The 21701-nt window shown below is 75.9% G+C and carries 17 protein-coding genes; 13 read left to right on the top strand and 4 right to left on the bottom strand.

The genetic code is table 11. The features are described from left to right. Positions 1–7: 7 nt before the first annotated feature. On the bottom strand, positions 8–880 hold the full coding sequence (locus tag AB0J24_RS16690) for a ParA family protein (RefSeq protein WP_358681942.1): 873 nt from the start codon (positions 878–880) through the stop codon (positions 8–10). 108 nt (positions 881–988) lie between these two features. On the opposite strand from AB0J24_RS16690, the gene AB0J24_RS16695 reads away from it, so the two are divergent. The 3 genes from AB0J24_RS16695 (at position 989) to AB0J24_RS16705 (ending at position 2739) form a co-directional block, all read left to right on the top strand. After that, the gene (locus AB0J24_RS16695) at positions 989–1747 is read left to right on the top strand and encodes a class I SAM-dependent methyltransferase (protein WP_358681945.1); all 759 of its coding nucleotides are present in this window, start codon (positions 989–991) and stop codon (positions 1745–1747) included. Positions 1748–2106: 359 nt separating this feature from the next. Then, entirely contained in the window at positions 2107–2517 is a 411-nt protein-coding gene (locus tag AB0J24_RS16700; protein ID WP_358681948.1) for a DUF3040 domain-containing protein, read from the top strand. A gap of 42 nt (positions 2518–2559) precedes the next feature. Beyond that, positions 2560–2739, top strand: coding sequence for a hypothetical protein (locus AB0J24_RS16705; RefSeq protein WP_358681951.1), 180 nt, complete (start codon positions 2560–2562; stop codon positions 2737–2739). A 77-nt stretch (positions 2740–2816) separates the two neighbouring features. Here the strand turns inward: AB0J24_RS16705 and AB0J24_RS16710 are convergent, their stop codons facing one another. Genes AB0J24_RS16710 through AB0J24_RS16720 form a run of 3 tightly spaced genes read right to left on the bottom strand, consistent with a single transcriptional unit; the run spans position 2817 to position 7616 of the window. Further along, positions 2817–5144 carry a DUF3488 and transglutaminase-like domain-containing protein gene (locus tag AB0J24_RS16710; RefSeq protein ID WP_358681954.1) on the bottom strand — a complete coding sequence of 776 codons (2328 nt, stop codon included), beginning with the start codon at positions 5142–5144 and terminating at the stop codon, positions 2817–2819. After that, on the bottom strand, positions 5141–6544 hold the full coding sequence (locus AB0J24_RS16715; protein WP_358681956.1) for a DUF58 domain-containing protein: 1404 nt from the start codon (positions 6542–6544) through the stop codon (positions 5141–5143). Before AB0J24_RS16715 ends, AB0J24_RS16710 begins: the two co-directional genes overlap by 4 nt. A gap of 1 nt (position 6545) precedes the next feature. After that, complete coding sequence (locus AB0J24_RS16720; RefSeq protein WP_358681959.1) at positions 6546–7616, bottom strand: MoxR family ATPase; 1071 nt, start codon at positions 7614–7616, stop codon at positions 6546–6548. Positions 7617–8167: 551 nt separating this feature from the next. Between AB0J24_RS16720 and mraZ the strand changes: the two genes are divergently transcribed. The 10 genes from mraZ to AB0J24_RS16770 all read left to right on the top strand — a co-directional run bounded on the left by mraZ (position 8168) and on the right by AB0J24_RS16770 (position 21640). Next, a complete protein-coding gene (mraZ, locus tag AB0J24_RS16725; RefSeq protein ID WP_358681962.1) occupies positions 8168–8599 on the top strand; it encodes a division/cell wall cluster transcriptional repressor MraZ in 432 nt (143 codons plus the stop codon). Positions 8600–8954: 355 nt separating this feature from the next. After that, positions 8955–9971, top strand: coding sequence for a 16S rRNA (cytosine(1402)-N(4))-methyltransferase RsmH (gene rsmH, locus AB0J24_RS16730; protein WP_358681965.1), 1017 nt, complete (start codon positions 8955–8957; stop codon positions 9969–9971). 55 nt (positions 9972–10026) lie between these two features. Then, positions 10027–10725, top strand: a complete 699-nt coding sequence (locus tag AB0J24_RS16735; protein ID WP_358681968.1) for a hypothetical protein — start codon at positions 10027–10029, stop codon at positions 10723–10725. Then, positions 10725–12569 (top strand): penicillin-binding protein 2, encoded by a 1845-nt coding sequence (locus tag AB0J24_RS16740; protein WP_358681971.1) that lies wholly within the window; start codon positions 10725–10727, stop codon positions 12567–12569. Before AB0J24_RS16735 ends, AB0J24_RS16740 begins: the two co-directional genes overlap by 1 nt. A gap of 331 nt (positions 12570–12900) precedes the next feature. Next, positions 12901–14511, top strand: coding sequence for a UDP-N-acetylmuramoyl-L-alanyl-D-glutamate--2,6-diaminopimelate ligase (locus AB0J24_RS16745; RefSeq protein WP_358682011.1), 1611 nt, complete (start codon positions 12901–12903; stop codon positions 14509–14511). Positions 14512–14566: 55 nt separating this feature from the next. Continuing rightward, a complete protein-coding gene (gene murF, locus AB0J24_RS16750; protein WP_358681974.1) occupies positions 14567–16015 on the top strand; it encodes a UDP-N-acetylmuramoyl-tripeptide--D-alanyl-D-alanine ligase in 1449 nt (482 codons plus the stop codon). Further along, positions 16012–17082, top strand: a complete 1071-nt coding sequence (gene mraY / locus AB0J24_RS16755) for a phospho-N-acetylmuramoyl-pentapeptide-transferase (protein ID WP_358681977.1) — start codon at positions 16012–16014, stop codon at positions 17080–17082. Before murF ends, mraY begins: the two co-directional genes overlap by 4 nt. Continuing rightward, positions 17079–18488 (top strand): UDP-N-acetylmuramoyl-L-alanine--D-glutamate ligase, encoded by a 1410-nt coding sequence (murD, locus tag AB0J24_RS16760; RefSeq protein ID WP_358681981.1) that lies wholly within the window; start codon positions 17079–17081, stop codon positions 18486–18488. Before mraY ends, murD begins: the two co-directional genes overlap by 4 nt. Next, a complete protein-coding gene (ftsW, locus tag AB0J24_RS16765; protein ID WP_358681984.1) occupies positions 18485–19780 on the top strand; it encodes a putative lipid II flippase FtsW in 1296 nt (431 codons plus the stop codon). Before murD ends, ftsW begins: the two co-directional genes overlap by 4 nt. Positions 19781–19837: 57 nt before the next feature. After that, positions 19838–21640, top strand: a complete 1803-nt coding sequence (locus tag AB0J24_RS16770) for a hypothetical protein (RefSeq protein WP_358681986.1) — start codon at positions 19838–19840, stop codon at positions 21638–21640. Positions 21641–21701 lie beyond the last annotated feature (61 nt).

Consider the following 21701-nt stretch of genomic DNA (forward strand, 5'->3'; position numbering starts at 1 on the left):
GCGATGCTCAGGCCGACTCGGCAGGGCGGTCGCGGGAGGCGCTGCGCAGCACGCGCCCGAGCAGGGAGGTGAACACGGCGGAGATCTCCCGGGCCCCGGGCGTGTCCCAGGCCTGGATCGGCAGGCAGGCGCCCTGGGCCTGCTGCACGGCGGACCGATCGGGCAGGACGCTGTTGAACACCAGCGGGCCGAACAACTCGCGCAGCTCGGAGATCCGGAAGTCGTGCTCGGTGTTGCGCGGACGGACCCGGTTCACCAACACACCGAGCGGCTGGAGCCGGTCGTTGGAGCGCTCGCGCTCCGTCTGCACCGCGTCGAAGGCCCGCTGCACGCCCGAGACCGAGAACATCGTCGGGTCGGTGACCAGGATCGCGCGGTCGGCGGCCGACAGCGCACTGCGGGTCAGCTGGCCGAGCGAGGGCGGGCAGTCCACGATCACGAGCCGGTAGCGCTCCTCGACCAGGCCTCTGCCTCCGCTGCTCCCGCTGATGGCGGGGCCGGCCCCGTCGTCGGTGGCGTCGGTGATCAGCTCGCCGGCCAGCCGCTGCAGGGCCCGGTCCAGACGGTGCAGCTGGGCGGCGCCCGGATCCGGATGGTTGTGTCGCTCGGTCTGCTCCGCGCCGACCAGCACGTCGAGGCCCTCGCCCCAGGCCGACGGGGCGATCGCCCGCTCGACGACGGCGCGGCGCGGCTCGTCGAGGACGTCGGCGACCGTGGCGGTGGTGGGCTCGGGATCCAGCGCGGTGGTGGCGTTCGCCTGTGGATCGAGATCGACCACGAGGGTGGACACGCCGTGCCGCTGCGCCGCGCCGGCCAGACCGAGTGCCACCGTGGTCTTGCCGACGCCGCCCTTGAGACTCAGAGTGGCGACGACCTGCACCGGTCCAACGTACAGGGCCGTTCCGCGGTGGTGGGGCGCGGAGGGTGCCCGGCCCGGCCGGACGTATGCGCGGGTGGATGCCGAGCCGGGGACCTCTAGGCTGCCGGTGTGGGATCGCCGACACGGGAGCAGGCCGGAGCAGCGCGCGGTGCCGCCGTGTTCCGGGTGCTGGACAGGGAGATCGAGCGTGTCCGCCGGGAGGTGGGCGTTGCTCCTCGGGTGCTCGACGTCGGCGGGGGGAGCGGCACCTGGGCGGTGCCGCTGGCCGTTGCGGGCTGCGCCGTCACCGTCGTGGACACCAGCCCGAACGCGCTGGCCACCCTCGCCCGCCGGGCCCGCGAGGCGGGGGTCACCGATCGCGTCACCCCGGTGAACGGCGACGTCGACACACTCGCCGACGTGGTGCCCCCCGACGGGGCCGACCTGGTGCTCGGGCACGGCCTGCTGGAGGTCGTCGACGATCCGGGCCGGGTGCTGACCGCACTGGCGGCGGCGACGACACCGGGCGGTGGGGTGTCCGTGCTGACCGCCGGCCGTTACGGGGCCGTCATCGGCCGGGTCGCCGGTGGCCGGCTCGCCGAGGCCCGTGCGCTGCTGACCGACCCGGACGGCCGGACCGGGCCGGACGACCGGTTGCTGCGCCGGTTCGACGCAGGCCTGCTGCGCGAGCTCGCGGCCGGCACCGGCCGGCTCGACGTCGAGGTGCTGCAGGGCGACGGCACCCTGGAAGCCTGGTTGCCCGGGCCCGGCCAGGAGAGCGAACCGGCCGGACGGGACGAGCGGGACGAACTGGACATGCTCGCATCGGCGGTTCCGGCCCTGGGGGAGGTCGCCCCGCGGCTGCACCTGCTCGCCCGACGGTTCTGACCCCGGGCTCACGGCGCCGCGACACCGTCCCGAGCCCCGCACGGCTCCCGCACGTCACCGAGCGGTACCCGGACGGCCACCGCACGGTCGCCGACGGTGACCGCCCGTCCGTCGCCCGCCGATGGATCCGCCGCCGTCCGGGTGCCGGTGGTCCGAACCGCGTGACCGGCGGCACGCCGCGCCGCATCGCCCGCTCGACGATCAGCCGTGCAGGTTGCCCGGTCCGGGTGGTCGCGGCACGATTCGCCTCGTACTCTTATGGCCAGACGCCCAGGTGGGGCGCCCGTCGTGCCGATCGGGGCCGGGAATCCCGGGTCGGGGCGACCTACCGTCCGATTTCGTGTTCCGGAGGTGAAGGCATGCCGCTCTCCGAGCACGAGCAGCGCCTGCTCGAACAGATCGAACGGGCCCTCTACCAGGAGGACCCGAAGTTCGCCTCTTCTGTGAGCGGCAACCGGATGAGCAAGCCTGCTCGCCGGCGCCGGATCCAGGGGGCAGTGGTCTTCGTGCTGGGCCTAGTCCTGCTCGTGGCAGGGATCCCGTTCCAGGCGCTCTACCTGGGCGACATCCCGGTGCTCAGCGTTGTCGGATTCCTCGCCATGCTGGGTGGTGCACTGCTCGCGGTGACCTCGATCGGCGCCCGGGGCAAGGATGCCGAGGCAACCGGCGGGAGCGGCGAGGAGCCGAAGAACCCCAAGTCGGGCGGCGAGGGCGGCGGCTTCACCGGCCGGATGGAGGAGCGCTTCCGGCGCCGCTTCGAGCAGGAGTGACTCCACCTCGATCTCACGACGGCGGGGCGGGACATCATCGTGATGTCCCGCCCCGCCGTCGTCGTGGGGGTGGCACGGGATCCGTCGCGCTGGGGGCGCCGCGACGACGGGCGTGACGAGGAGGCGGTCGGCGGGGCGGCCCGGTCCCGGACGGCCGGGGCAGCAGCGCCGGGACCGGCCGCTGCCGCCGACTACGCCCGCTCGGCCGGCTACGCCCGCTAGGCCGGTTCGGCCGGTTACGCCCGCTAGGCCGGCCACGCCCGCTAGGCCGGCCACGCCCGCTAGGCCGGCTCGGCCGGCTACGCCCGCTCTGCCGGCTCCGTGTGCGGAGCTGTCCCCGGGCGCCCGGAGGCCCGGGGGCCCTCGGCCGGTTCCCCGGCGGCGTGCCCCCGGCCGGTCGGCAGGACCGGTCGCGGCCGGATCGACGGCGGCAGCATGCGGGAACGCAACGAGGTGCCGCCGGCGGCGATCGCCGTCCGGACCTCGTCGACCAGGCCGTCGAGGATCTCCGGCCCCGGCAGCACGCCGCCGTACCAGCTCTGCTCCACCCGTCCGGCCAGCTCGGCGAGCGCCTCGGCCGGCCGCCCGACGAGCCCGTGCCGTTCGGCGATCCGGGCGGCCGCCGACCGGACGGTCTCCGAGGCAGGCACGGGGACGCCGTGGTCCCGGGAGACGGCCAGGATCTCCTCCCAGGCCGCGGTCGCGGCGCCGGCCCCACCGGCACGGGCCTGCGCGACCCGGCCGGCGTACAGACGACGCCGCCAGAACCGGGGGCCCAGCGCGAGCAGCGCCAGTCCGGCCGCCAGCGCCACCGCGACCGCCAGCACACCCCACGCCGTCCCCGCCCCGGTGTCCGTCCCCGGCCGGTCCTCGGCGGGGGGCGGGGGCGCGGACGCCGTGTCCCCGCCGTCCGCGGGGGGAGCGGGGCCGGGTTCCGGGGCGGGCTGCTCCTGCGCGGGCGTGCCGCCCTGCTGCTCCTGCGCCTGCTGGACGTAGCCGGGCTCGATGGTCTGCCCGTCCGCCAGCGGTGTCGGGTCGAACGTCATCCAGCCGTGACCGGGGAACCAGGCCTCGACCCAGGCGTGTGCGTTGTCGGTCGAGATGGTCCGTCCGTCCACCCCCTCGGTCCCGGCGGTGAAACCGACGGCGACCCGGGCCGGCACGCCGACGGTGCGCAGCATCACCGCCATGGCCGACGCGTACTGCTCGCAGTACCCGGTCCGTCCGACGGTCAGGAAGTCGACCAGGGCGTCGTCACCGGCACCCGGTGCGGTGGCGAGGCTGTAGGTGAAGGGGGAGTCCGGGCCGGTGAAGTGGTTCTCTATGGCCATCGCGCGGTCGAACGGGTTCGTGGCATCCGCGGTGACCTCTCGGGCGATCTGCACCACCCGGGGATCGACGCCCGTCGTGTCGAGGTAGGCCCTGTCCACGGTGACCGGGCCGGACGCTGCCCGCAACTGGTCGGCGGAGGGGTCGGGCAGGCGCATCGACTGCGACCACCCGTCCTCCTCGCGCGGGCGTTCGCTGTAGACGATGCCGCCGGCCGCGTCGTAGGCCCAGCCGTCCGGGCCGGCGTCGATCGCCGTCGGGTCACCGAACACGGGCAGCCAGTAGTCGCGGAAGCCCAGGTTCTCGACCTGGACGGTCTGCTCGGTCGCCGGTCCGGTGGTGGACGGCGGGAGCGGGCCGGTCAGCGGGACGCCGGGCTGCGGCCGTCCTGCGGTCCAGCCCTCCTGCGGTACGTAGGTCTGCAGGGTCAGCGCACGCAGGTAGGCGGGATCGGTCATGCCCCGCACCTCGAACAGCGGCCGCGGCTCGCTGCGGGTCAGCTGGCCGCGCAGCGACGTGAACGGGCTCAACCCGATCGACCCGTCGGCACCACCGCCGGCGGCGCCTCCGCTCGCGTCGAACCGGCCTGCGGTGCCGACGGCGGTCGCGGCGGACCCGGCCAGCAGCGCTCCGGCGACCGCGACGGCGACGACGGCCGCCCCGGCCGGGGCCTGCCGCAGCCGGTCGGGCCGCAGGAGCAGCAGCACACCGAACCCGGCCGCGGCCGCGACCAGCGACCACCAGGGCAGCAGCTCGGACTCCAGCGCGACGGGGACCGCGAACACGACGAGCAGCGGTACCCCGGCGGCGGCGGGGGCGCCGATGGTCACCGCGAGTCCGAACACCGCGATCGTGAGCGCGCCGAACCCGAGCGTGACCAGCAGCAGGATCTCCGGCGTCGCAGCGACCGGAGGGAGCCCGGTGTCGATCTGGGCGCCCGCGCCGCCGAGCAGCGCGGACAGCTCGCGCAGCGCCGCCGGCCCCGGCAGCACGCCGAACACCCCGCTGTCGGTGAACAGACCGGTACCGAGCAGCACCAGCGCGAGCAGCTGGCCCGGTGCGGCGAGCCACGGCCGGACCGCCAGCAGCAGGCCACCGGTGGCAGCGGTCACCGCGACGGCGAGTGCGGCGTACCCGAGCCAGCCGAGCCCCTGCACGACCGCTCCGGTCGCGGACCCGGCGAGCAGGACCGCCAGCGCGGAGGCCACCGGGCCCAGCAGGGCGCTTCCCGCTGGGACGGGTGGCCCGGCGGATGCCGAGGTGGCCGGCGCCGGTGGGAGCGTCGTCGGAGCGCTCACCGGGCCCCTCCCGGGGCGGCCGGTGCGCCACAGGCGTCGGCCCAGGCCCGGTGCACGCTCGTGCCGCCGGACACGACCGTGCTCTGCCAGCCGGCCCGGCGCAACGCCGCGGCGGCGTGCGCCGCGGTTCGTCCGGGGGAGGTGCCCGCGGACCAGTCGTCGACGTCGAGCAGGATCGCGTGCCCGCCCGACGGCCACGCCGTGACCAGGGCGGTGACGTCACGCGGGGCGGTCGCGCCGAGCACGGCCAGTACCCCCGCGGGCGTTCCGGGCCCCGGATCGGCGGCGCCCAGCGCGGCGGTCGCCGACGGCCGGAGCACGGCCAGCGTCTCGAGCCGCTGCGGTACGGCGTCCTCCCCGGAGACCGGGTCCATGACGCCGCCGTCGTCGAACCGCCGCCCCGACTCGTCGACCAGGACGACGGCCTCGCCCCGGCGCAGCAGGTGCACGGTGACGCTGGCGGCGAACTCGACCGCCCACTCCAGGCTGGAGTCCGCGCCGTGCCCCCGGTGCGCGGCGGCGCGCCGGTCGAGCAGCAGGGTGACGCCGGCCGGGTCGGGCCGGTCGTCGAGCCGGACCATCAGCTCGTCGCGCCGGGCGCTGGAGCGCCAGTGCACCCGGCGCAGCTCGTCACCCTGGCGGTAGGGCCGGATGAGGACGTCCGGGGTGCCGGGGCCGGGTCTGCTGCCGCCCTCGGCGCCGCGTCCCGCCGCGGTGGAGCTCAGCGTCGGGCGCCCGGTGAGCGGGGTGACCCGGGGCAGCACCAGCCAGCGGTCGGCGGCGAGCACGTCGTGCCGGAACTCCGCGAGACCGAGTGCGTCGGTGCCGCGGGCGCGCAGCGGACCGATCCGGTAGGCGCCCCGGACGGCAGGGTGCAACGGGTAGCCGACCCGGGCGCCGCGGCGGCCGAGCCGGTGCACCGTGAAGCGCGGCGGACTGCGGTCCGACGGGCCCGCGGCGTCCGGGACGGTGTCGGCGATCCGCAGCGAACCGAGCAGGGATCCGCCGGCGATCCGGAGCACCACCGTGCCCGGCTCGCCCGCCTGGCCCCGGACCGGCTCCAGGGACCGGCCGACCAGCAGGGTGCGCCGCGAGCGCAGCGCGACGAGCAGCGCGAGCAGCGGGAGCAACACGACGAACGCCCCGACCCGTACCAGGTCGCGTTCGTCCAGGACGACGGCGCACACGACCATCGCCAGCCCGCCGGCGAGCAGGCTGCGTCCACGCACGGTCAGCCCGGCCGGGCGTTCCGTGCGGGTGGGGCCGCCTGCGTCGTCGGAGAGCGGACCCGCGGGGGTGTCCGCCCCGTCGCGGGCGGCGGGGACGGGAACCGAGCCCATCGGCGGGCGCGCGGGCGCGGCACCACCGGTGGGCCGGGCGGCCCCGGGGGAGACCGGCACGTCAGTTCCGCGGTGGGGACGGCACGGCGATCCGGCCCACCGCGCTGCGCACCAGCTCGGCGGTCGACCGGCGGGCGGCGACCCCTTCCGGTCCGAGGACCAGGCGGTGGGCCAGCACCGGCACGGCGACGGCCCGGACGTCGTCCGGGATGACGTAGCCACGGCCGGCGGTGGCCGCCCACGCCCTGGCCGCGCGCAGCAGGTGCAGGGTCGCGCGGGGCGAGGCCCCGAGCCGGACCTCGGGGAGCCGCCGGGTCGCCCCGACGATCTCCACGCAGTACCGGCGCACCTCGGCGGCGGTGTGCAGGGCGCGGGTGGTGGCGACCATCGAACGCAGCGTGTGCAGGTCGGTGACCGCCCGCATCCGCTCCAGCGGCTGGTCGGTGCCGTGCTCGTCGAGCATGGCGAGCTCCGCGGCCGGGTCGGGATAGCCGACGCTGATCCGGATGGTGAACCGGTCGCGCTGGGCCTCGGGCAGCGGGTAGGTGCCGTCCATCTCGACCGGGTTCTGGGTGGCGACGACCATGAACGGGTCGCCGAGGGGGTAGGTGCCGCCGTCGACGGTCACCTGATGCTCGGCCATGCACTCCAGCAGCGCGGACTGGGTCTTCGGTGAGGCGCGGTTGATCTCGTCGGCGATCACCACGTTCGCGAACACCGGGCCGGGTCGGAACTCGAACTCCGAGGTCTGCCGGTTGTAGACGGAGGTGCCGGTGATGTCGCCGGGCAGCAGGTCCGGGGTGAACTGGATACGGCTGACCGCGCCGTCGACCGACCGCGCGAGCGCCTTGGCCAGGGAGGTCTTGCCGACGCCGGGCACGTCCTCGACGAGCAGGTGGCCCTCGGCGAGCATCGCGACCAGCGCGAGCCGGATGGCCTCGGACTTGCCGACGATCACCCGGCCGACCGCTCCCGCGATCCGGCCTGCGACCTCGGCGACCCCGCCGACGTCGAGCTGGTCCGCGCCGTACCCGGGGGCGCCGCCGACCGGTTCCGGGTGCCGGCCCGGTGACCCGGGCTGCGGGGACGGCGGTGGCGGCACGGACGGCGCAGAGGGTGCGCTCGAGGACAACGGGCCTCCTCGTGGGATGACGGGGCACGGCCAGTCTGTCAAACGTCGCCCGATCGTGATCGGCCACCGCCGTCCGGCCCACAGGAGAGGGCCGGACGGTCGTGTCCGACAGGGCGCGGTCGTGCTCCGGACGGCGGGCCGGGGCCGTCCCGGTCGGTCTCCACGAGCTCCCCGGCCTGCATGCCGGGTTCCACCGCCCGGCCCGGCCCGGCCCACGGGCCCCCACCTGGCTCGGCGCCTGCTCCCCACCGGGCTCCCCACCGGCCCCCACTCGAACCCACCGGGCGCGCCCGGTGCGGCCGGAGAAGGGGCTCCGACCTGCGGTGATGCCCCCTCGGGGCGCGGTGGGGCCGATCGGGGTGCCGACGGCCGCGGCAACCGTGGCAACGTCGCGCTACCGGGTGGCACCCCACTCCGCCCCACCACCTCTCACCTGCGAAAACGTTCGACGAACAGGAGATGCGGGAGTCAGCTCGGGTTGACGGTGGGTGGTTGTGGGGTAGTGTGGTGATCGCTGGGGCAAACAGGTGCTCCAGGTGGAGGTGGGGCCGGTGTTCCTCGGCACCTACACCCCGAAGCTGGACGACAAAGGGCGGCTCACGCTGCCTGCGAAATTCCGCGACGAGTTGCGAGGCGGCTGCATGATCACGAAAGGGCAGGACCACTGCCTCTACGTGTTCACCCGTGAGGCCTTCACCGAGATGGCGCGCAAGATCGCCGCGGCTCCGCTGACCAACGAGTCGGCACGGGTCTTCCAGCGGAACCTCTTCTCGGGCACCGACGAGCAGAACCCCGACGGCCAGGGCCGGATCGCGATCACGTCCGAACTGCGCCGGTATGCCGGACTGACCAAGGACTGCGTGGTGATCGGCGCGTTCACCCGTGCCGAGATCTGGGACGCGCAGGCCTGGCAGGAGTACCAGGAGCAGCACGAGAACGAGTTCGCGAAGGCGCAGGAGGAGGTTCTGCCGGGGCTGTTCTGACCCCCGCTGGCGGGCGGGACGAGGAACGGCGTCACAAGCAACACGACGGACGGCATCACCGTCGCCGTCCCGACCCGGGTGCCGTGATCGGCGGCCCTGGCACACCTTCCCCGGTGCCAGGTCCTCACCGGCACGGCCCCCGGGTGGGGACGGCGCCGGGTCCACCCCGACTGGGGAGTTCGGGTGGCGTGATGGCGGCCGTGGTCCACAGGAGCATCGCGGTCCGGTTGTGGGAACCGGTGCGAGCGGTGCACCCAGGGACTCGTCCGACCGGTTCCGGCCCGAACGGGCCGGAACCGGACGGCAGACCGGACGATCGCGGGGACGGACGGCAGGCACGACTCGGGGGTGGGACGTGGCAGGGACTCCCGACGACGGCTTCCACGCCGGTGCCACCGGCCCGGAGGCCGACAGTGCCGACCGGGCACCCGGTGAGCGGCACGTCCCGGTCCTCCTCGACCGGGTCAGCGAGCTGCTCGGCCCGGCCCTGGACGGGCCCGGCGCGGTCCACGTGGACGCCACCCTCGGCATGGGCGGCCACGCTGCGGCACTGCTCGCCGCGCACCCGCAGCTCACGCTGGTCGGGCTCGACCGGGACCCGCAGGCCCTGGAGATCGCGGGCCGCAGGCTCACCGCCTACTCCGACCGGTTCCGTCCCGTGCACGCCGTCTACGACCAGCTCGGTGAGGTGCTCGCCGAGCTCGGGATCGGCGGCGTGCAGGGCATCCTGTTCGATCTCGGGGTCTCCTCCCTGCAGCTCGATGAGACCGCCCGCGGCTTCTCCTACTCCCGCGACGCGGATCTCGACATGCGGATGGACCCGACGACCGGGCCGACCGCCGCCGATGTCCTCAACTCCTATCCGGCCCCCGAGCTGCGCCGGATCCTGCGCGAGTACGGCGAGGAACGGTTCGCCGGGCCGATCGCGAACGCGATCGTCCGGAACCGGGCGACGACGCCGTTCACCCGCAGCGCCGAGCTGGTCGAGCTGCTGTACGGGGTCGTCCCGGCCGCGTCCCGCAGAACCGGCGGGCATCCGGCGAAGCGGACGTTCCAGGCGTTGCGGATCGAGGTGAACGGCGAGCTCGAGGCGCTGCGCGGCGCGCTCCCCGCAGCCCTCGACGCGCTCGCACCGGGTGGGCGGCTCGTCGTCCTGTCTTACCACTCGCTGGAGGACCGGATGACGAAGCGGGCGCTCGCCGAGCGGACCCGGTCGCGCACGCCGCTCGACCTGCCGGTCGAGCTGCCCGGGCACGAACCGGAGTTCCGCCTGCTGACCCGCGGCTCGGAGACGGCGACCGACGCCGAGATCGCACGCAACCCGAGGGCCGCCCCGGTGCGGCTGCGGGCGGCGGAACGGGTGGCGTCATGACCACCGGCAGGACGGGCACCACCAGCGGCAGGACACGGCGGAGAGGCAGGAACCGATGAGCACACCCGTCATCGAGCGCCCGGGGACGACGGGCACCCGGCCGCGTCCGCAGACCCGCCGGGCGGCGGCACCGCCCCGGATCCCGGCACAGCGCGGCCCCGGTGAGAGCCGGCGTGTCCAGGAACAGCGGCGTACCCGCGCCGCGACCAGGGAGAACACCGGCCGCGCGAAGTTCGTGCTGGTCGTGATGGTGCTGCTGGCGGTGGGCCTGATCGCCACGCTGTGGCTGTCCACGGCCGCGGCCGCCGACTCGTACCGGCTGCAGGAGGCCCGTCAGCAGACCGCGGCGCTGACCGAGCGGTCCGAGGCGCTCCGCAAGGAGGTCACGGTGCTGCAGAGCCCCGGTTCGCTGGCGGAGCGGGCGTCGGCCCAGGGCATGGTCCCCGTCACCGACCCGGCCCGGCTGGTCGTCGGCCCGGACGGGCAGGTCGAGGTGGTCGGTGAGCCACGGGCCGCCGTGCCCGCCGCGCCTCCCGCCCCGCCGGCGGCCGATCCGGCCGCACCGGCCGACGCCGACGCGGCCGACCCGCAGCAGCCCCCGGCGGTGCCCGGCGGTGGTACCTCCGACCCGCAGGCCGAGGGCGGCGATGCCGCGGCAGCGGCCGGCGCCGAGGCGGGCGCGGAGGCCGACCAGCAGGAGGGAGCCGAGCGCGAGGTCCCGGCCGACGCCCGTGCGGCGGGCGGTCAGGACTGATGACCTACGCACCACCCCGGGGCCGTCGCCCCGGGTACGGCGGTGGGCCGCCCCGGGGAGGCCCACCGCGTCGCAGGCGGTCGCCCGCCGACGATCCGCGCTTCCGGCTCCGTCTGGCCTGGGTGCTGCTCGCCGCGCTGCTGCTCGTCTCCGGCGCGAAGCTGGTGGTGGTGCAGACGGTCCAGGCCGGGTCGCTGACGGCGGACGCGGAGAAGCAGCGCGCGAGCCGGATCGTGATCCCCGCCGAGCGCGGCTCGATCACCGACCGGGACGGCAACGTGCTCGCGTTCTCCACCGAGTCCAAGGCGCTCGTCACCAACCCGAGGCTGATCGACCGGACCCGGGGCGCCGAGGCGCACGACTACAAGAACGCGATGGCCGACGCGGTCGCCGGGGTCACCGGTGGCGACCCGGAGGAGCTCAAGCGGGCGCTGGCCCGCGACCGCGGCTACGTCGTGCTCGCCACCGCGGTCGACCCGGCCCCGGCGCGCGATCTGCGCGAGCGCTTCCCGGAGATCGCGGAGGAGAGCCGGGAGGCCCGCCAGTATCCCGGCGGGACCCTGGCGTCGAACATCATCGGCGCGGCGACCTGGAGCGCCGACGCCCAGAAGCTGGTGGGCCGGATCGGTCTGGAGTCCGCCGACGACGACCTGCTGGCCGGGCAGGACGGCTTCCAGATCGCCGACACCGCCGAGGGCAGCCGTACCGTGATCCCCGGCAGCGTGCGCTCCGAGCAACCTGCGGTCTCCGGTTCGGACGTGCAGCTGACGATCGACTCCGACCTGCAGTTCCAGGTCCAGCGGATGCTCGCGGGCTACGCCGCCGAGTCCGGCGCCCGCAGCGGTTCCGCGGTCGTCCTGGACCGGGAGACGGGCGAGGTGCTGGCGCTGGCCGACAACACCTCGTTCGATCCGGGGAACCTGCTGGAGGCCGATCCGGCGACCCTGGGCAACAAGGGCGTCACCACGCCGTTCGAACCCGGCTCGGTCAACAAGGTGGTCGCGATGGCGGCCGCGCTGGAGGCCGGCGTCGTGCGTCCCGACGACGTGCTGGAGGTCCCGGGCCAGATCAAGGTCGCCGACCGCACGATCCGGGACGCCTGGGCGCACGGCGTGGACCGCTACACCCTCACCGGCGTGCTGGCGAAGTCCTCGAACGTCGGCACCCTGATGACCGCCCAGAAGGTCGGTGAGGACGCGTTCTCCGACATGCTGACCAGGATGGGTGTCGGCCAGCGGACCGGCGTCGGGCTGCCTGGTGAGAGCGCGGGCTCGGTGCCGCCGCGGGCGACCTGGTCCGGCTCCACGTTCGGCAACCTCCCGATCGGACAGGGTCTGTCGATGACGGTGCTGCAGATGGCCGGCATGTACCAGGCCATCGCGAACGACGGCGTGCGGATACCCCCGCGGGTGGTCTCCGCCACCGAGGGGCCGGACGGCGTGCGGGTGCCGGCCGAGCCGGCCGAACCGGTCCGGGTGATGTCGCCGGAGACCGCGCAGACCCTGCGCACGATGCTCACCGCCGTCACCCAGAACGAGCGCGGGCAGGCCGGGACCGGCCCGGCCGCCGCCGTCCCCGGGTACGAGGTGGCGGGCAAGACCGGCACCGCCCAGCAGGTCGACCCGGAGACGGGTGCCTACTCGCGGTCCCAGTACTGGATCACCTTCGCCGGGATGCTCCCCGCCCAGGACCCCCGGTTCGTGATCGGGATCATGCTCGACGCCCCCCGCGGCGGGACCAGCGCGGCGCCGCTGTTCCACGACATCGCCTCCTACCTGGCCCAGCGGGACCGGATCCCGGTGCAGACCGAGCCCCCGCGCGTGCAGACCCTGCAGCTCCCGTGAGCACCGCCCGGCGCGACCGGTGCCCGGCCGGCGGCGCCCGGCGGTCCCGGTGGCCGTGCACCCCTCCGGGGGCCGGCGGTCGCCGCCGGATGAGCGGCGCGTGGCCCGTCGACCGGCCGGATGGCTGCGCCGGACGGAGGTGCCCGGCGGGCCGTACGGACGTGCCGCGGCGCTCGGCCCACCGTCCGGCGCGGCCCGGCCCGTGAGCGGTCACGGCCTGCGGATCCGGCCGGAGGGCGGCCCCCGAGGGTCGGTAACCTCCCGCGCTGTGCCCGACGTCCACGCTGCGTACGCCTCCCCGGCCGGGAACGTCGACACCGGAGCCCCGACGATGACCGGGCACCCCGGTGCGCTCCCGGACCGTCCCGAGCGGGTCCGGCCGGTCGACGTCGCCCTGCTCGGGCGGCTCGCCGGGGCCGAGCTCAACCCGCGCACCGCGGGCGCGGGCCCCGGCCCGCTGCTCGACGCCGCGGCCGGTCCGCACACCGTCACCGGAGTCACCCTGCGCGCGGGTTCCGTCCGGCCCGGGGACCTGTTCGCGGCACTGCCGGGCGCGCGGGTGCACGGTGCCGACTTCGCCGCGCAGGCGATCGCGGCGGGTGCGGCCGCCGTCCTGACCGACCCGGCCGGTGCCGACCGCGCCGAGATCCGGCACTCCCGGCTGCCGGTGCTGGTGCACCCGGACCCGCGGGAGGTGCTCGGCCCCGTCTCGGCCGCGGTGTACGGCGAGCCGACCGCGCGGCTGCGGGTGCTGGGGGTCACCGGGACCTCGGGCAAGACGACCGTCGGCCACCTGCTGGAGGCCGGCCTGGCCGCTGCGGGGCGGGCGAGCGGGCTGCTCGGCACCGTCCGGACCAGGGTGCGGGTGCCCGGGCACGAGCCACGGGCGCTGCCCAGCGCCTTCACCACCCCGGAGGCCCCCGACCTGCAGGCCCTGTTCGCGGTGATGGTCGAGGCGGGCGTCACCGACGTCGCGATGGAGGTGTCCAGCCACGCGCTGGCGCTCGGACGCGTCGGCGGGACCCGGTTCGCCGCCGGTGCCTTCACCAACCTCTCCCAGGACCACCTGGACTTCCATCCGACGATGAGCGACTACTTCGAGGCGAAGGTCCGGTTGTTCGGCGGCGGCGGCGCCGGGGTGGAGCCGGCCCGGCACGGCGTCGTCTGCGTCGACGACGAGTGGGGGCGCCGGCTGGCCGCCCGGCGGCCGGACGCGGTGACCGTGAGCTCCGGCCCCGACGGCCCGCACGCCACCTGGACGGTGCGTGACCTGGCCGCCCACCCGGACGGCACGCAGACCTTCACCGCGATCGGGCCCGGCGGTCTCGCGCAGCCGGTGACCCTCGCCCTGCCCGGCCGCTACAACGTGGCGAACGCGCTGGTGGCGCTGGCCTGCCTGGACGCCGACGGGATCCCGCCGCAGATCACCGCGGAGGGTTTCGCCCAGCTGTCGGTGCCCGGCCGGATGCAGCGCGTCGACGCCGGGCAGCCGTGGCTGGCGGTGGTCGACTACGCACACAAACCGGCGGCCGTCGCGGCGCTGCTCGACGCGCTGCGCGCCCAGATCAAGCCGCACGCCCGGGTGCTGACGGTGCTCGGCTGCGGAGGCGACCGGGACACCGGGAAGCGACCGCTGATGGGGGCCGCTGCGGCCATCCGGTCCGATCTGCTGGTGATCACCGACGACAACCCGCGCAGCGAGGACCCGGCCGCGATCCGGAAGGCGATGCTCGAGGGCGCCAACCACGAACCCGCCAGAGGGGACGTGATCGAGATCGGTGACCGGCGGAGTGCGATCGTCTACGCCGTGCGCTCGGCCCGTCCCGGTGATGCGGTGGTGATCGCAGGCAAGGGGCACGAGACCGGGCAGGAGGTGCACGGGGTCAAGTACCCGTTCGACGACGCGGACGAGCTGGTCGCCGCGATCCGGGCGGCCACATGAGGACGCCGGGCGCCACGACAGGAGGACGGACCGAGCCGGTGGAGGCGAGCGGGCGATGATCGAGATGACGCTGGCCGAGGTCGCCGCGGTGACCGGCGGCAGGCTGCACCGGCTGACCGAGGCGGAGGCCGCCGCGACCGAGGTGAACGCGGTCGAGTTCGACTCCCGGGCGGTCGGGCCGGGCGGGTTGTTCCTGGCCCTGCCCGGGGAACGGGCCGACGGCCACGACTTCGCCGCGGCCGCGGCGGCCCGGGGCGCGAGCGTCCTCGCCGGGCGCGAGGTCGACGCCCCCGCCGTCGTAGTGCCCCCGGCCGGGGCCCGTGACGCGCAGACCTACCTGGGTTCGGTGGACGCGGACGGGCACGGCGCTGCGGTGCTCGCCGCGCTGGGCAGGCTCGCCCGGCACGTGCTGGGCGCGCTGCCCGGACTCGCCGTCGTCGGGGTCACCGGCAGCGCCGGGAAGACCTCCACCAAGGACCTGCTCGCGGCGGTGCTGGCGCCGCTGGGCCGCACCGTCGCCCCGCCGGAGTCGTTCAACAACGAGCTCGGCACCCCGTGGACGGCGCTGCGCGCCGACGCCGCGACCCGGCACCTGGTGCTGGAGTTCTCCGCCCGCGGGATCGGGCACATCGCCGCGCTCTGCGCGGTCGCCCCGCCCCGGATCGGTGTGGTGCTCAACGTGGGCTCGGCGCACCTGGGCGAGTTCGGCTCGCGCGCCGGGATCGCCGCCGCCAAGGGCGAGCTGGTCGAGGCGCTGCCGCCGGGCGACCTGCCCGGCCACCGCGGTGGCGTCGCCGTCCTCAACGCCGACGACGACGCGGTCGCCGCGATGGCCGAGCGCACCTCGGCCCGGGTGGTGCGCTTCGGCCGCTCCGCCGACGCCGACGTGCGGGCCGAGCAGGTGGTCCTGGACGCGGGGCGCGCGTCGTTCCGGCTGGTCACACCGGCCGGTTCGGCGGGAGTCCGGTTGCAGCTGGTCGGGGAGCACCAGGTCGGCAACGCGCTGGCCGCGGCCGCCGTCGCACTCGAGCTGGGCGGCACCCCCGAGCAGGTGGCCGCCGCGCTGTCCGCGGCCACCCCGGCCTCGCGCTGGCGGATGGAGGTCACCGACCGGGAGGACGGCGTGACCGTCGTCAACGACGCCTACAACGCCAACCCGGAGGCGATGGCCGCCGCGATCTCCGCGCTGTCCTCGCTCGCCGGGACCGACCGCAGGGCCTGGGCGGTGCTCGGCCCGATGGCCGAGATCGGCGACGGTGCCGCGCAGGCGCACGCGGGTGCGGCCGGGCAGGCCCGTGCGGCCGGCGTGCACCGGGTGGTCGCCGTCGGCGCCCCCGACTACGGCCCGGACGCCGAGCACGTCGACGACGTCGACGCCGCGCTGGCCCTGCTGCGCGCCGAGATCGAACCGGGCGACGTGGTGCTGGTGAAGGCCTCCCGCAGCGCCGGGCTGGAGCGGGTCGCCGCCGGCCTGCTGTCGACCGACCGGCTGGTGCGCCGGTGAGGGGCGTCTTCCTGGCCGCGGGCCTCGCGCTCGCGGTGTCCATCCTGCTCACGCCGTACCTGATCCGGTTCTTCGCCAAGCAGGGATTCGGTCAGGAGATCCGCGAGGACGGCCCGCAGAGTCACCAGTCCAAGCGCGGCACCCCGACGATGGGTGGCGTGGCGATCCTGATCGCCATCTGGGTCGGTTACCTGGGCTCGCACGCCTTCACCCGGGAACCGATCACCGCCTCCGCGCTGCTCGTGCTGTTCCTGACCACGGCGCTGGGCGTGGTCGGGTTCATCGACGATTTCCTCAAGCTCCGCCGCCAGCGCAACCTGGGCCTGAACAAGACGTCCAAGATCGTCGGCCAGGTCCTCACCGCGACGATCTTCGGTGTCCTGGCCGTGCGGTTCGCCAACGAGCGCAACCTCACCCCGGCCTCGGAGAGCCTGTCGTTCGTCCGGGACATCACGATCCTCAGTTTCGGGGTCGTGGGGTTCGTGCTGCTGTGCAACCTGATCGTCGCCGCCTGGTCGAACGCGGTGAACCTGACCGACGGGTTGGACGGCCTGGCCGCCGGCACCGCGGCGATGGTGCTCGGCACCTACGTGATCATCGCCTTCTGGCAGTTCCGCAACAGCTGCGCGATCGCCGCGTCCGCGGGCTGCTACGAGGTGCGCGACCCGCTCGACGTCGGCCTGGTCGCGGCCGCCGCGATGGGCGGCTGCATCGGCTTCCTCTGGTGGAACGCCGCGCCCGCCCGGATCTTCATGGGCGACACCGGGTCGCTGGCACTGGGCGGGCTGCTCGCCGGGTTGTCGATGGTGACCAGGACCGAGCTGCTGCTGGTCGTCATCGGTGGTGTGTTCGTGGTCGAGGCGCTGTCGGTGTCGCTGCAGATCCTGGTCTTCCGCACGTCCCGCCGCCGGCTGTTCCGGATGGCGCCGTTCCACCACCACTTCGAGCTGGCCGGCTGGGCCGAGACGACGGTCATCATCCGGTTCTGGCTGCTCGCCGCGATCTGCGCGGCGATGGGTCTGGGCATCTTCTACAGCGAGTGGCTCGCGGCGTCGGGTTCGGCGTGAGCGGGCCGGCGGCCGGAGGTCCGGTGCTCGTCGCCGGGGCCGGTGTCTCCGGATCGGCCGCGGCCCTCGCGTTGCGCGACAGCGGGGCCACCGTGTTCGTCTCCGACGACCGACCCGAGGCGCTGACCGCGCTGCCAGAGGGCGTGCTGGCCTGGACCGGGCCCGGCCTGCCGGCCGGGGTGGCCACGGTCGTCACCTCGCCCGGGCGGCGTCCGGACCATCCGCTGGTCGCCGAGGCGGCCGCGGCCGGTGCCGAGGTGATCGGTGAGCCGGAGCTGGCCTGGCGGCTCGGCGAGCTGAGCGGGAGACCCCCGGCCTGGCTGGTGGTCACCGGCACCAACGGCAAGACGACCACGACCGAGATGCTGGCGGCGATCCTGCACGGCGCCGGGCTGGACGCGGTGGCCTGCGGCAACATCGGCCATCCCGTGGTCAGCGCCGTCACGGCCGGGCATCAGGTGCTCGCGGTCGAGCTGTCCAGCTTCCAGCTGCACTGGTCACCCTCGGTGCGCCCGTTCGCCGGGGTGGTGCTGAACGTCGCCGAGGACCACCTCGACTGGCACGGCGGGGCCGACGGTTACGCCGCCGCGAAGGCCGCCGCGCTGGTCGGGGACGTGGCCGTCGCCGGCGTGGACGACCCGGTCGCCGCCCGGCTGCTGGCCGCAGCGCCCGCGCCGCGCCGGGTCGGGGTGACCCTGGACGAACCGGGACCGGACGAGCTGGGTGTGTCCGGCGGGATGCTGGTCGACCGCGCGTTCGGCGGCGGGGAGCTGCTGAGCGCCGACGCGGTCGTCCCGCCGGGGCCGCCCGGGATCACCGACGCGCTCGCCGCGGCCGCGCTGGCCAGGGCCTACGGGGTCGACGCCGAGCGGATCGGGGTGGCGTTGACGTCGTTCACCCCCGGTCCGCACCGCAGCGCGCCGGCCGGGACGCACGCCGGTGTCGACTACCTCGACGACTCGAAGGCCACCAACCCGCACGCGGCCGCCGCCGCGCTGGCCGCGATCGCCGCCCGCCGCCCGGACGCGCGCGTGGTGTGGGTGATCGGCGGGCTGCTCAAGGGGGTCGCACCGGACGCGCTGGGCGAGCTGGCCGCCGCGCACGCGGAGCGACTGGCCGGGATCGTCGTGATCGGGACGGACCGGGCGCCCCTGCTGGAAACCCTGTCGCGACACACCCCCGATCTCCCGGTCGAGGAGGTGGGGCAGGGTCACGATGGTGCGATGGTGCTCTCCGACCAGCGCGATCCCATGCCCGAAGCGGTCCGGCGGGCGGCCCGCCTCGCCCGTCCGGGGGACGTCGTGCTGCTCGCCCCGGCGGCCGCGTCGATGGACCAGTTCCGCGACTACGCGCACCGCGGTGAGGCGTTCGCCGCCGCCGTCGCCGCGCTGGGCGGTGGCCGGTGAGCCCGTCCGTCGCGGAGCGCGGGTCGCGCCGCACGGCGGGCGCGGCACTGGTCACCGGTGTCCGTGGCGGAGCACGCCGGCTGCGGCGGTGGCTGCGCCGCCCGCTGACCTCGTTGCACCTGATCCTCGGCGTGTTCGGCCTGCTGACGCTGTTCGGCCTGGTCATGGTGCTCTCGGCGTCCGCGGTGTCGGCGGGCGGCTCGTCCTACTCGGTGTTCACCCGCCAGCTCATGTTCTGCGCGGTCGGCCTGGTGCTGTTCTACGTCGGGTTGCGGGTCCGGCCGGCCAGGCTGCGATCCGCGGCCCCGGTGTTGTTGATCGTGGGCATCGTCGCGCTGGTCGCGGTGCTGATCCCCGGGGTCGGCGTGGTCCGCGGCGGCGCCCGCTCCTGGTTCGCGGTCGGGCCGGTGTCGCTGCAGCCTTCCGAGGCCATCAAGGTCGCGCTGACGCTGTGGGGCGCGCACGTGCTGGTCGCGCGGCGGGCGGTGATCCACCGCTGGAAGCATGCGCTGAACCCGGTCGTCCCGGTCACCCTGGTGATCTTCACGCTGCTCGTGCTGCAGCCCGATCTCGGCATGACGATCTCGATCGGCGTCGTGATGCTGGCGCTGCTGTACTTCGGCGGCGCCCCGGTGAAGCTGCTCGCGCTGATCGCGGGCGGTGGGCTGGTCGGTGCGATCGTCCTGGGCCTGACGGCGGGCTACCGGGCGAGCCGGATCACCGCGTTCCTCTCGCCGGCCACCGCCGATCCGCTGGGGCCCGCCTACCAGGCGACGCAGGCGCTCTACGCCCTCGCCGACGGCGGGCTGCTCGGTGTCGGGCTCGGCCAGGGCCGCGCGAAGTGGGACTACCTGCCGAACGCGCACAACGACTTCATCTTCGCGATCATCGGCGAGGAGCTCGGGCTGGTCGGCGCGTTCGCGGTGCTGGCGCTGTTCGCGACGCTCGCCTACACCGGGATGCGGATCGCGGCCCGCAACACCGACCCGTGGTTGCGGATCGTCGTGGCGACCTCGACCACCGGCCTGGTGGTCCAGGCCGCGATCAACATCGGATACGTCGTGGGGCTGCTCCCGGTGACCGGGCTGCAGCTGCCGTTGATCTCCTCCGGCGGGACCTCGTTGGTGGTGACGATGTTCCTGTTCGGGCTGCTCACCAACGCCGCCCGGCACGAGCCGGAGGCCGTGGCCGCGCTGCGCAAGGACGGACAGGGCCGGGTGGCGAAGCTGCTACGGCTGCCGCTGCCCCAGCCCTACCGGGCGCCGGGACCGTCGTCCCGGTGGGCACGATGAGGACGCTCCTGCGGGCCGGGAGCAGATGAAGTCGGACGATGCGAGGGGCACGAGAGCGTGACGGGCACGGATCAGACCGGCGGTAACCGCGGCACCGGCGGGTCCGGCGCGGGCCGGGACGGCCACGGCGCCGACCCGGCCGCCCCGGGTGGCACCGACGGCCGGCTTCGGCGACCGCCGATGGGGCGTCCGGCACAGGCCGGGCCGAGCGGACCGGGCGGTGCGGTCGCCGGGCCCCCCGGCGGCACGGGTGACCCCGGCGAGACCGGCCGGGCGGGACCGCACGACACCGTCCGTCCCTCGCCGGGCGAGCGGCGGACGGTGCGACTGGAGGTGTCCGGCCCCGAGCTGGCCGGCGGCGCCGCGGCGCCGGAGGTCCCGGACGCGCCGGACGCGCCGGACGTGCCGGACGCACCGGACACCGCCGCCGCGCACGGCGGTCCGGAACCTGCCGCCGGGCCGACGACGGCGTTCGCGATCGTCCCGGAGGCGGCGCGTGGCGCCGGGTCCGGGCCGGGGGAGGACACCGACCGGGGTGCGGGGGAGGCCGGCACCCCGGCCGGTTCGGCCGCTCCGGACGACCCGGCGACCGCCGTCCCGGACACCCCGGACTCCCCGGTCGCCCCGGCGGACGGGCGTGCGGCGCCGGACACCCCGGTCGTCCAGGAGACCGGGGTCCGCCCCGAGGCCCCCGCCCCGGGGACCGCGGACGGCGCGGAGGAGGAGCCGGCCCCGGTCGGCGACCCCGCCGCGGTGGAACACGACCGGGATCCGGCACCGTCCGGGCCCGTCGCCGACGGCCCGGACGGGCAGGTGCCCACCGACCGGGCGCCGGGGGACGGGCCGGCGACGGAGCCGCGGGAGACGACGCCGGGCGGCCGCGGCCCCGACCGGTTGCCCTCGACCGGTTGGGACCCCCGCACCCACGGCACCAGGTCACCGTTCCGGCCCGCGCCGGGCGACCGGCCGAACGGGGTCCCGCGCAACGGTGCTGCGCGCAACGGGGCCTCCCGGTCCGACGAACCGGTGCGCCAGGACGGCGGGCGCCCGCCACGCGGCGACGCCGGGCCCCGCGGGCCGATGCCACCCGGTGCGATGCCGCCCGGTGGGCTGTTCACGCCGGCCGGCCCGCGTCCGCGGGGCCCCGAGCGTCCCGGACCCGACCAGCCCGGACCCGGTCAGCGCGGTTCGCAGGTGCCCGGTGTCCCGGGTCCCGGAGCGTCCGGCCGGGCCGCGGCGGCGTCCGGGGGCCCGGGCTCCGGGCAGGCCCGGTCCGGTCCCGGCACCGGCCAGGACGGGGCAGGCCACGCCGACGAGCCGGTCGCGACCCCACCGAACGGTGTGCCGCAGGACAACAGCACTCCGCCGGTGGGCACCCCGGCGTCCGGCGGCCGCGACGTCCCGGGGCGGCCCCCGGCGGATCCGGCACCCGGTGTCGGCACCGGTACGGACGCCGCGGCGGAGGGGACCCGGCCGGGCCGGTCGGCGGAGGTCTCCGCCACCGGTCCTCAGGGCGGCGGCGCGGTGTCCGCGTCCGGTCCACGTGGCGCCGTAGCACCGGGCGGCCCCGGGCCGGCTGCCCCGGCCCAGGACGGCGCCGCGCCGGGTGGCGCCGCGCAGGCCCAGAGTGGCGCCGCGCAGGGTGGCGCCGCGCAGGGTGGCGCCGCGCAGGATGGCGCCGCGCCGGCCCAGGGTGGCGCCGCGGCGGGTGGGCACCAGCCGCTGCCCGGTGCGACCTCCGGGCAGCGGCCGAGCGGCCCGGCGCCCGTCGGCCGCGCGGCCGGGCACCCGCAGGACCCCGGCGGCCTGCCGCGGCGAGGGGGGCCACAGCCTCCGGGCGTCCCGTCGGCTCCGGGGTGATGTCGTCGAGCGTCGAGATGCCCAGCGACGCCGCGATCACGGTCGCCGTGGTGCAGGCGAT

It is taken from the genome of Pseudonocardia sp. NPDC049635 (assembly GCF_040659795.1).
Taxonomy (GTDB): domain Bacteria; phylum Actinomycetota; class Actinomycetes; order Mycobacteriales; family Pseudonocardiaceae; genus Pseudonocardia.